Origin of the sequence: Pseudoalteromonas sp. TB41, from assembly GCF_000497975.1 — a bacterium.
Lineage (GTDB): Bacteria > Pseudomonadota > Gammaproteobacteria > Enterobacterales > Alteromonadaceae > Pseudoalteromonas > Pseudoalteromonas tetraodonis.
Genome location: NZ_AUTH01000062.1, coordinates 26,056 through 36,214, shown reverse-complemented (window position 1 = coordinate 36,214; position 10,159 = coordinate 26,056). Strand labels below are relative to the sequence as shown.

General features: G+C 40.2%; 10 protein-coding genes. 6 read left to right on the top strand and 4 right to left on the bottom strand.

The genetic code is table 11. From position 1 onward, the window contains the following. The first annotated feature begins 91 nt into the window (after positions 1-91). Positions 92-991, top strand: a complete 900-nt coding sequence (locus L641_RS0108565) for an IS982 family transposase (protein ID WP_024600952.1) — start codon at positions 92-94, stop codon at positions 989-991. A gap of 122 nt (positions 992-1,113) precedes the next feature. Here the strand turns inward: L641_RS0108565 and L641_RS0108560 are convergent, their stop codons facing one another. Beyond that, positions 1,114-1,854, bottom strand: coding sequence for a glycosyltransferase family 2 protein (locus tag L641_RS0108560; protein ID WP_008115452.1), 741 nt, complete (start codon positions 1,852-1,854; stop codon positions 1,114-1,116). Between the two features lie 210 nt (positions 1,855-2,064). Between L641_RS0108560 and L641_RS0108555 the strand changes: the two genes are divergently transcribed. After that, positions 2,065-2,895, top strand: a complete 831-nt coding sequence (locus L641_RS0108555) for a sulfurtransferase (protein WP_008115454.1) — start codon at positions 2,065-2,067, stop codon at positions 2,893-2,895. Between the two features lies 1 nt (position 2,896). Here L641_RS0108555 and L641_RS22270 read toward each other — a convergent pair whose 3' ends face one another. Beyond that, positions 2,897-3,247: a cysteine-rich CWC family protein gene (locus tag L641_RS22270; protein ID WP_035112598.1), complete on the bottom strand. Its 351-nt coding sequence runs from the start codon at positions 3,245-3,247 to the stop codon at positions 2,897-2,899. Between the two features lie 43 nt (positions 3,248-3,290). Between L641_RS22270 and L641_RS0108550 the strand changes: the two genes are divergently transcribed. Then, positions 3,291-3,617: a hypothetical protein gene (locus tag L641_RS0108550; RefSeq protein ID WP_008115457.1), complete on the top strand. Its 327-nt coding sequence runs from the start codon at positions 3,291-3,293 to the stop codon at positions 3,615-3,617. Between the two features lie 113 nt (positions 3,618-3,730). Here L641_RS0108550 and L641_RS0108545 read toward each other — a convergent pair whose 3' ends face one another. Next, complete coding sequence (locus L641_RS0108545) at positions 3,731-4,699, bottom strand: class 1 fructose-bisphosphatase (RefSeq protein ID WP_008115459.1); 969 nt, start codon at positions 4,697-4,699, stop codon at positions 3,731-3,733. Between the two features lie 154 nt (positions 4,700-4,853). On the opposite strand from L641_RS0108545, the gene L641_RS0108540 reads away from it, so the two are divergent. Together L641_RS0108540 and L641_RS0108535 are read left to right on the top strand one after the other, a co-directional pair. Continuing rightward, positions 4,854-7,283: a zinc-dependent metalloprotease gene (locus L641_RS0108540; protein ID WP_024601675.1), complete on the top strand. Its 2,430-nt coding sequence runs from the start codon at positions 4,854-4,856 to the stop codon at positions 7,281-7,283. A 139-nt stretch (positions 7,284-7,422) separates the two neighbouring features. Next, entirely contained in the window at positions 7,423-8,196 is a 774-nt protein-coding gene (locus tag L641_RS0108535) for a YggN family protein (RefSeq protein WP_008115461.1), read from the top strand. 75 nt (positions 8,197-8,271) lie between these two features. On the opposite strand, the gene rsuA is transcribed toward L641_RS0108535, so the two are convergent. Then, positions 8,272-8,970 (bottom strand): 16S rRNA pseudouridine(516) synthase RsuA, encoded by a 699-nt coding sequence (gene rsuA / locus L641_RS0108530; RefSeq protein ID WP_024601674.1) that lies wholly within the window; start codon positions 8,968-8,970, stop codon positions 8,272-8,274. A gap of 58 nt (positions 8,971-9,028) precedes the next feature. Here rsuA and zapE point away from each other — a divergent pair, with 58 nt between their 5' ends. Beyond that, positions 9,029-10,138, top strand: a complete 1,110-nt coding sequence (gene zapE, locus L641_RS0108525; protein ID WP_024601673.1) for a cell division protein ZapE — start codon at positions 9,029-9,031, stop codon at positions 10,136-10,138. Positions 10,139-10,159: the final 21 nt, after the last annotated feature.

The window sequence follows — 10,159 nt, the reverse complement described above, 5'->3', positions numbered from 1 at the left end:
CGGATAAGAAATTACTAATTTAAAGGAACTAAATGCTCGTTCCATGATCCGATCATTCGACCAAGAGTGATTAGAACAAAAAGGAACGAGCATGAACAAGTTAGTTGAAACGTACTGTGATGTCGATGATTTTTCAAAGTTATTTTTCCCAAGCTGGCAGCGTATATTGCTCGAAAATGGTGAAATTAAACGTCGAAGAGCATGCCGCTTATCTCCGTCAGAGGTGATGACTATTATCATCCATTTTCACCAGTCACATTACAGAGATTTCAAAAACTACTACCTTCACTATGTTTGCCGTCAACTTAAAGCCTATTTTCCAGAGTTGCTGAGTTACGCAAGGTTTCTCGCGCTTATGCCTAGTGTGGTGGTTCCGATGTGCAGTTACCTCACATCAAAACTTGGCAAGCCCACAGGTATACAATTTGTTGACTCCACTAAAATAGAAGTGTGTCACATCATCAGAGCTAAAAGAAATAAAGTGTTTGAAGGCGTTGCTCATCATGGAAAAGGCACTATGGGTTGGTCATATGGATTCAAACTACACTTAATAATTAATCATTTAGGTGAGATTGTGGCGCTAAAGCTCACAACGGGCAATGTGGATGATCGAGAGCCTGTTTCTGATATGGCGGACTCTATCTTCGGAAAACTCTATGGCGACAAAGGTTATATCAGCAAAGCGCTCTCTGGTGAGTTACTAGAAAAAGGTGTCGAGTTGATCACGACGGTTCGAAAGAATATGAAGAAAAAATTTGTTTCATTGTGGGACAGGGCTTTATTGAAAAAACGATTTATAATCGAAACGGTGAATGATCAATTGAAAAACATTTCTTACATTGAACACTCTAGACACCGCAGTATGCATGGCTTTATGCTAAATTTACTTGGTGGATTAATTGCCTATTGCCTAAAAGAGGAAAAGCCGTCATTAGATTTAACATCGCAAGAACTTGAAATTTTAGAGAGTAATAATCTAATGTTGGCTTAACCAGATCTCAGGTTAATTATTTTATTGTTTGTAGCTTAATAGTCTTTAAGCGAAATAGATTCATTTAAAAAATCCAGTATATGTAATTAGACTCAATAGTATTATTCTATGAAAGCTATATATTATTTATAAGCTGAGAAAAGGTATTTGTTAAAACTGTATTGGCTTTGGATAACAGCTATAACGAAACCGGCTCTTCCATCTAAAAAACCTAGCCTTAAAAAATAATGTCGAATAAAAGCAAATATGGCAGAGCCAGTAGCTTTTGATAATGAGGCTTTTTTTCCTTTTTGAATTATTTGCTTTGCGCCTAAGTTAGCATAGTGGTTTCTTTTATTAAGATAGGTAAAAATATCTTGGTGCTGGAAGTGTAAAATGTTTTCTTTTAGTGTAATTAGCTCACAGTCTTTTGTTATAACAGATTCATGCACTAAGTTTCTGTTGTAACTTGTTTTTTTCTTGTTGTATATACGGGCAATATGATCAGGGTGCCAGCCACTGTGATAAATAAACTGGCCACAAAAATATGTTAGCCGATTTATTCTTAATACATTTTCTTCACTACACCTAGGCAAAGTATTAAGTATCTCATTTTTTAATGTTTCACTAACTTCTTCATCGCAGTCAATAGCAAAAATCCAGTCGTTACTAGCTAACTGTTCAGCTCTTCGACGTTGCTCGCCAAATCCTTGCCAATCCTCTCTAATGAATATCTTATCGGTGTATTTTTTTGCAATTTCGAGTGTATTATCTGTACTGCCTGAGTCAAGCAGAATAATCTCGTCAGCCCATTTAACTGATTCTAAACAGCGGGCAATTGTATTTTCCTCATTCTTACAAATAATACAAACAGATAGTTTCAAAATATTCTTCTCATAATTAAGTTACTGACGATAGATCCTAACATAAATCCATCTACAAATTAGTTACTATAGTATTCCAAAGTATTACTTCTATGACCATTTTTATAGCTATTTTTAAATAACCAATGCTAAAGTTGATATTACCTAATTACTTAGTATTGTTTAATCTAATAGTTTGATTATATGGTTCTTTACTCTAGGGGATTTTTTATGAAACATCTTGTTGATGCAAAGTGGCTTAACATGCGTTTAAAGCAAGCTAACCTGGTTATTTTTGATGCGGGTATGTTACGTCCCTCAGCTGCGGGGGAGTACTCACCCGTTGCCATGCTACCTAAAGCACAACGGTTTGATATCAAAAAAGAACTCGCAGATCCCTCAAACCCATTGCCTAATACCTTGTGTAGTGCAGAACAATTTACTCAAGTGATGCAAAAAGCGGGAGTGAATCACGATTCACTTGTGGTGATTTATGAAGATGCAGGGTTATTCAGTGCAGCTAGAGCTTGGTGGATGTTTAAAGCCATGGGGTTTGATAACGTAAAAGTCCTCAGTGGCGGTTTAGCCAAGTGGCTTGAACTTGGGCTTCCGGTTGAATCAAACTATACACAAGCATCATTAAAAGGCGATTTTATTGCTCAATACCGGCCTGATTACTTTATTGATAAAAAACAGGTGCTAAGTGCTACTGAGGATGCCAATACAGTTATTTTAGATGCACGCGCTTATGAGCGCTTTACCGGCAAAAGTAGTGAGCCAAGAGCCGGAATGCGCAGCGGCCATATTATTAATAGCTATTCGCTACCTTTAAATAGTCTATTAGAAAATGGCGAGGCAAAATCACTCGACTTTATAAAGGCAAAGTTTAATGAATTAGTTGGTAATGCAACCCACTTACAATTTAGCTGTGGCTCTGGCGTTACTGCCTGTGCGCTTGCGCTGTTCGCTGATGAATGCGGCTATAGTAATTTAAGTGTGTACGATGGCTCGTGGAGTGAATGGGGAGCCGACAGTTCACTGCCAATTGCAGCGGGAGAGTAGATTAATTGTAGGGACAATTTTTACACCCGTTTTTGCAGCAAGTACCCCGTTTTAAAAAATACCACTTACTAAACACCATGTAACTATTTTGCATGGTGTAATCTAACCCTTCAATTAAATTATCATTGCTTCTAAATTGTTTAGCAAAAGCGATTTGAGCTTTTATTGGTTGGGTGTATATAGTCTCTAAATAGCTATTTATTTTAGCAAGAGTACATGATCGGCATAAGCAGCTGGTTGCTGTATCATTGAGTGGTAAAATAGCGGGTAACTGATAACACCAACATGCGGTTATATCATTAACATTACAGTTAAGCGTTGTATTACATTGGCTGCAGTTTATCTGGGTCATTTTAGGTCTTATTAACAGTAGAGCAGCAAGAATAACAAACATTATGAATATACAAAAAGCATTGGCTGAATTTATTACTTTTGGCGAGCAAAGAGATAGTGCCATTAGTGTGATTGTTTCAACCGCAGCAAGCAATAAAATCTACCTGTACACACTCACAAAGCCTGTACTAATTAATGTACTTACGCGTTGTTTCAATAAAGAAATTGATATTGACGATTTACAGCTGTGGGCAAATGTTATTGAGTCGCGAGATGACATAAATTGCGCTGAGCATGAAGGTGTTATTTACGCGCTAAGTAATAGCGAGCAAATGGGCGAGTTGACTCATCAAAAGCTCGCACAGTTGTTAAAGCTGTTACAACAGTAGCAGGTGGTTATCAGAAAGTATGAAAGGTTTTAAGCAACAGTTTTCAGATGTTAGTAACCACTACTGGGCTAATCTCTAGCTGACAACTGAAACCTAAAACCTGTTCTTAAAGTTTACTTATGATAGCTCAAGCAAGTTTCTACTTCGTCTTTAGAGCCTAAAATAACCGCAACACGCTGATGGATGGCATCAGGCTGAATATCCATAATACGCTCAGTGCCTGTTGAAGCAATACCACCTGCTTGCTCTACTAGCATTGCCATTGGGTTTGCTTCGTAAAGTAAACGCAGTTTGTTAGGCTTATTAGGATCTTTAGTATCAGTTGGGTAAGTAAATAAGCCACCACGACTAAGTACACGGTGTACATCGCCAACCATTGCAGCAATCCAACGCATATTGAAGTTTTGAGCACGAGGGCCTGTATCTCCGGCAAGTAAATCATTAATGTAGTTTTGCATCGCCGGTTCCCAGTGGCGCTGGTTTGAGGCATTAATTGCAAATTCATTGGTTTTAGCAGGAATAGCGGCAAAATCTTGGGTAAGTAAAAAGCTACCTTGGGTTTTATCTAAGGTAAACATGCGTGTACCTTTACCCGTTGTTAGCGCAAGCATGGTCGATGGCCCATACAGTACGTAACCTGCAGCTACTTGTTGATGCCCAGGTTGCATAAAAATCTTTTCATCAGCAGCATCAGAGCCCACCGGCGCTTTCATAATAGAAAATATAGTGCCTACTAGCGAGTTAATATCGGTGTTTGACGAGCCATCAAGTGGATCAAATGCAACAATGTACTCGGCATCTGGGTTACCGGCAACAGTATAATCTTCTTCTTCAGAGGCGATCGCTTTAACTGTGCCTGACTCCAGCAATATATCTTTTAATAACTGATTAGACAGTACATCGAGTTTCTTTTGTGTTTCGCCTTGAATGTTTTCATCGAGGGTTGAGCCTAATACGCCCGATAATTCACCTTGACCGACGCGAAATGAAATTTCTTTACATGCCGCTAAAATAGTACGAATTAACGACAAAAGTTCTCTTGAACAGCCATCTTCTAGTAATACTGGTGGGAGTCTACGCATTCTTTTTTCCTGATAACGTGTTAAAACTAATCATAATGTGAGAGAGATTAGTTTAGAGCGCTGAAATTCGTCTTAAATAACTGTATTGTATAAATAACCCCCTATAATGGGATACCTACATCGCATTTAAAACGCTAATAACAAAGATAAGATTATGCAAAAAATATCACGATTAAGTTACATACTCTTTACTGTGTTGCTCTGTATGATAACTCAAGCGCACGCAGCAATTAAGTCTATTGACGAATTTACTGAAAAAATGAACCATTTCCCGGGTTATTTTTCTTTCTTTTACGATACGCAAAACGGCAATGTGTATTTAAAGGTTGATAAACTTGAACAACAATTTTTATTACAACACAGCTTACCTTATGGAGTAGGGTCTAACGATATTGGTTTAGATAGAGGCCAATTAGGCGGTACTTATTTGGTACAGTTTGAGCGCTTTGGCAATAAGGTTATGTTGCGCGCTGTAAATACTTACTACCGTGCAAACACAAGTAATCTAGCAGAGCAGCAAAGCGTTAAAGAAGCGTTTGCATCCAGTATTTTGGCGGGTTTTAAAGTTGTCGCGCAAGATGACAATGCTGCATTAATTGATTACACCCCCTATTTACTAAGCGATGTACATGGCGTAAGCCGTACTTTAGCTGCGCGCAAGCAAGGGCAGTTTAGCCTTGATGAGTCACGCAGTGCGGTATTTATAAATCGCTCAAAAGCATTTTTGAAAAATACTGAACTTGAAGCCATTCTCACCTTTAAAGGGTCTAAACCAGGTGAATATGTGCGCCAAGTGAGTGCTGATCCATACGCGCTAACCGTGCATATGCACCATTCATTAATCAAATTGCCTGATGACAATTACACGCCACGTAAATTCAGCCCGCAATCGGGTTATTGGAGTGTGGAGCATAAAAATTATGCAGCAGGGCTCGATGAGTCTATGTATGTGCGTTACATTCCACGCCATCGGTTAATAAAAAAAGATCCGAGTCTGGCTGTAAGTGAACCGGTCGAACCCATTGTGTATTACTTAGACCCTGGCGTACCTGAACCAGTAAAAACGGCTTTATTAGAAGGCGGGCAATGGTGGAATAACGCCTTTAATGCAGCAGGATATAAAAATGCATTTGAAGTTAAAGTGCTACCAGATAATGCTGATCCTATGGATGTGCGCTACAACGTTATTCAATGGGTGCATCGCGCAACTCGTGGTTGGTCTTATGGCAGTTCAATTATAGACCCACGTACAGGCGAAATTATTAAAGGCCATGTCACACTAGGATCGCTACGAGTACGCCAAGATATTTTAATTGCTGAATCACTGGCAGCGCCTTATTTAAAAGGCAATGAAGTAGCAAGTACCTTACATGCAATGGCACTTGATCGTATTCGTCAACTCAGTGCTCACGAAATTGGTCATACACTGGGTATTGCGCACAACTTTGCTGCGTCAGTAAATAATCGTGCTTCGGTGATGGACTATCCGCATCCGTTGTTAAGTTTTGCTGATAATGGTCAGTTAGATGTATCTGATGGTTATGCTAAAGGCATGGGGGCATGGGATACCCAAGTGATCAAATATGGCTACAGCGACTTTACCGGACAAGATGAAAGCGCAGCACTCGCTGCTATTTTACAGCAAAATAAAGCGCAAGGTTTGGCGTTTATTTCTGACAGTGATGCCCGTGCCAAAGGTGGGGCGCACCCTACAGCGCACCTTTGGGATAACGGCAGTAATCCAAGTGAAGAATTACTTAGAGTGCTTGATGTGCGAAAGCAGGCGCTTGGGCAGTTTGGTATTAATAATATAAAAACTGGGGTTGCGCTATCGCAATTGGAAGAAAAGCTAGTACCGCTTTATTTGTTCCACCGTTATCAAGTTGAAGCGGTTGCTAAGCTTATCGCGGGCGTTGATTATGACTATGAGATACGCAGTGATGCACCCGTTAAAGGCGCCCAAGTTGTAACTAAAGAGGCTCAACAACAAGCGGTTAATGCCATTTTAGCGACCCTAAAAGCAAGCAACTTAACGCTTCCAGAGTCGATACTTTCCTTAATCGTGCCTAAAGCGTATGGCGAGTCTAAATCACGAGAAAGTATAGTGGGGCGTACCGGCTTAACCATGGATGCACTTGCATTACCTGAAGTCGCCGCGCAGCATAGCTTATCGCTATTACTTAATGCTCAACGATTAAATCGTCTAGCGCAGCAGCAAGTGCGAGATAACCGCTTTTATGGCTTAGATGAGCTGCTTAAACAATTATATAAGCAGGTGTTTAATGTATCAGCGCCTGCCACTATGACAGGAAAAGTAACGCAACGAGTACAGTACTTAACGGCAAAAACTATGGCTGATCTTGTCGCTAGCCAAACACTAAGTCCAGAGGTGCAAGCGCAACTGCATTTTTACCTAAATAAACTAGCGGATGAGTTTAATCAACACTCTTTACTGAGCCATCCTGAAGTAGGTGACAGCGCATTTAAAGACTATTTAGCGGCGCAAATTAATCAGTTTTTAACAACAGGCCAGTGGCCTGATAACTTTAAAGCGTTACCCATACCACCAGGCTCACCTATTTAATAGTACAAGCCAGAGGATAAAGGCGCTGTATAAACGTTACGTTTCATGGTGCCTTGTTTTTAGGGTGTTACTTTTGCTTGCATAAAGTTGGTTTTTTGTTAATCTAGCCACCCCCTATTTTAGTCTTTTTGAGGTGTTTATGGCGTTTTTATCTCGTTCGATATTGGCGTTATCAATGGCACTTTTAAGCTGCAATGCAATCGCACAAAAGCAATGTGATGTTGAACTTCGTCATGGTTTAATTATTACCGATGATGTGATCCGTATTGTTGATAAAGGCCAAACTAGGGTGCAAATTAACAATAATAATCAACTGTTTATTCGAGGCTACTGGGTCGATTTAAGTACCGACGAAAGTAAAGTGCTAGAACAATTTAGCAATGGTATTCGTCAAACGGTTCCTGAGCTAGTCGATTTAGCGACTGATGGTGTAAACCTGGGACTCAGTGCTATTGAGCATGTTGTTGAGGGCATGTCAGATAAAGAACCCGAAGTGCTAAAAACGCAATTACAATATGTAGAGCGTGCACTTATGGATAAGTTTAAGCGTGGCGACGACTTCTTTTTTATAGCCCCTCAATCGCTTTCCCAAATTGATGATTTTTTTACTAAAGAAATTAGCCAAAAAATACACTCTGCAGTACATGGCTCTTTGGGTGCTATTTTAATGTCGCTCGGGGATGCGTTTAAATCTCGAGAAGGCAATATAGAAGACCGCATGAACGACATGGGGCAACGCATGGATATCATCACCAAAGAAATCGATAAGTCGTTGCAGAAAAAAGCCCACCAATTAGAACTTAAAGCCTCTGAATACTGTGAATGCTTAAATTCTCTAGATATTACAGAGTCTCGCCTACAAGCCATTGTACCCGGGATGACAGACTTTGATTTAGTGCAGATTAAATCATAAGAGCAGGTTTTAGGCGTCAGGTTTCAGAAAGGGCTGCGGTCAGTTTGAAGCTGTTTTCCTAATACCTAAACAGCCTTACAGTTTTATCTCTGCGGCGGTTAGTGGGCGGTATTCACCTGCAGCCAGATCTTCACCTAACTTTATACCCGCAATTTGTTCACGATGTAATTCAACTACTTTGTTATCTACCGCTGCTAGCATACGTTTTACTTGGTGATACTTACCCTCAGAAATAGACAAGCGTAAACCATAATTCCCCAAGCGCTCAGCAATAGCAGGGCGAGTTAAATCTTTTTCATTGTGAAGCTGTACACCGTCGCGTAATTGCTGCAGTGCATCATCGGTAATCGGCTCTTGGGTTTCAACCAAATAGGTTTTAAATTTATTCTTTTTCGGCGAGGTAATTTTATGTGACCACTCGCCATCGTTAGTAATAAGCACTAGGCCTGTCGTGTCTATGTCTAAACGCCCAGCAACATGGAAATCGCTCAAATTTGGCTCATCAAGCAAATCAAATACGGTTTTGTGTAACTCATCCGAATTAGCGCATACATAACCTACCGGCTTATTGAGCATAAAGTAGCGTTTACCTAAAAAAACTAATGGCTCGTCATAAAACAGCACGTCATCTTGTAGAGTAACTTGAAAGTCGAATGCCGTGATCACCTCGCCATTAACGCTAGCCGCTTGGCTTTTTATTGCCGCACGGGCTTTTGAGCGTGGTAACTCTGCTAAATGGCTAATAAATTTATCTAAACGGCAAGGAAATTTCATGTTGTTCACATTTTTAGTCGGCTACAATGGCCGCGAGTATAGCGGATAGTGAAATGCCATGACAGAGCCCAGCACAGAAATTTTAAGCCTGTACCACCGCAAAGTTTCATTAGGAGAGCTTGTTTTTGATGCGGCGCAGCACCAAGCCGTGAGTGCGTTACAGTCTTTGAGTGAGCAATTAAATCAGCCAACAAGCTGGTGGCAAAAAGCACGGTTAATCAAAGGGGTATATTTATACGGTCCTGTTGGTCGGGGTAAATCTATGCTGATGGATTTATTTTATAAAAACTTACCCACAGAGAAAAAGCAGCGCCTGCATTTTCATCACTTTATTGAAAAAATTCATGCTCAATTGGCCAAGTTACAAGGGGATAAAAATCCGCTACAAATAATAGCTAAACAGTGGGCCAAAGAGATAAAGGTACTGTGCTTTGATGAGTTTTTTGTTAGTGATATTGGTGATGCCATGATCATGGCTCGGTTATTTAACGCTTTGTTTGAACAAGGCGTGGTACTAGTCGCAACCTCTAACGCAAAACCCGAGCAACTTTATTACAACGGTTTGCAACGCGCGCGATTTTTACCAACTATCGATTTAATAAATGCGCATTGTCATGTAATTAACGTAGCGGGGGAGGAAGACCACCGCTTCAGGTACGTTAGAAGCAGTCGTCATTATTTTATTAACTTGCCCCACGCGGAATTTGAGGCTGGGTTTTTATCCGCATACCCTCAAGCAACGCGTGATAATACAATGACTGTGCATGGCCGAGCACTCTCCTATTTATTAAAAACTGACGATGCTTTACTGATTGATTTTATGGCATTGTGCTCAGGTCCTCGCAGCGCCAATGACTATATGTTTTTAGCAGAACAGTTTTCGGTAGTATATATCGCGAATGTGCCAATAATGGGAAAAGAGGCAACCGGTAAGGTTATTGTGCATGGTATAGAAGATAGCTATCAGCGAGAAAAGCAGCAATTGGATGAGCATACTCTTGATGATGAAGCACGGCGTTTTATTGCCTTAGTCGATGAGTTTTACGATTGCCACAAATTACTGGTAATTAATGCCCAGGCCGACATAAACGAGTTATACCAAGGTAAAAAGTTAAGTTTTGAATATGCGCGAACCCAGTCACGGATTGTAGAAATGCAAAATTGGTAAGTACAACATTAAAACACCGCA

Excerpts from the sequence above, each read along its gene's own strand:
- L641_RS0108555 (WP_008115454.1), top strand. The coding sequence starts at position 2,065 with ATGAAACATCTTGTTGATGCAAAGTGGCTTAACATGCGTTTAAAGCAA.
- L641_RS0108545 (WP_008115459.1), bottom strand. The coding sequence starts at position 4,699 with ATGCGTAGACTCCCACCAGTATTACTAGAAGATGGCTGTTCAAGAGAA.
- L641_RS0108565 (WP_024600952.1), top strand. The coding sequence starts at position 92 with ATGAACAAGTTAGTTGAAACGTACTGTGATGTCGATGATTTTTCAAAG.
- L641_RS0108540 (WP_024601675.1), top strand. The coding sequence starts at position 4,854 with ATGCAAAAAATATCACGATTAAGTTACATACTCTTTACTGTGTTGCTC.
- rsuA (WP_024601674.1), bottom strand. The coding sequence starts at position 8,970 with ATGAAATTTCCTTGCCGTTTAGATAAATTTATTAGCCATTTAGCAGAG.
- L641_RS0108535 (WP_008115461.1), top strand. The coding sequence starts at position 7,423 with ATGGCGTTTTTATCTCGTTCGATATTGGCGTTATCAATGGCACTTTTA.
- zapE (WP_024601673.1), top strand. The coding sequence starts at position 9,029 with ATGACAGAGCCCAGCACAGAAATTTTAAGCCTGTACCACCGCAAAGTT.
- L641_RS22270 (WP_035112598.1), bottom strand. The coding sequence starts at position 3,247 with ATGACCCAGATAAACTGCAGCCAATGTAATACAACGCTTAACTGTAAT.
- L641_RS0108550 (WP_008115457.1), top strand. The coding sequence starts at position 3,291 with ATGAATATACAAAAAGCATTGGCTGAATTTATTACTTTTGGCGAGCAA.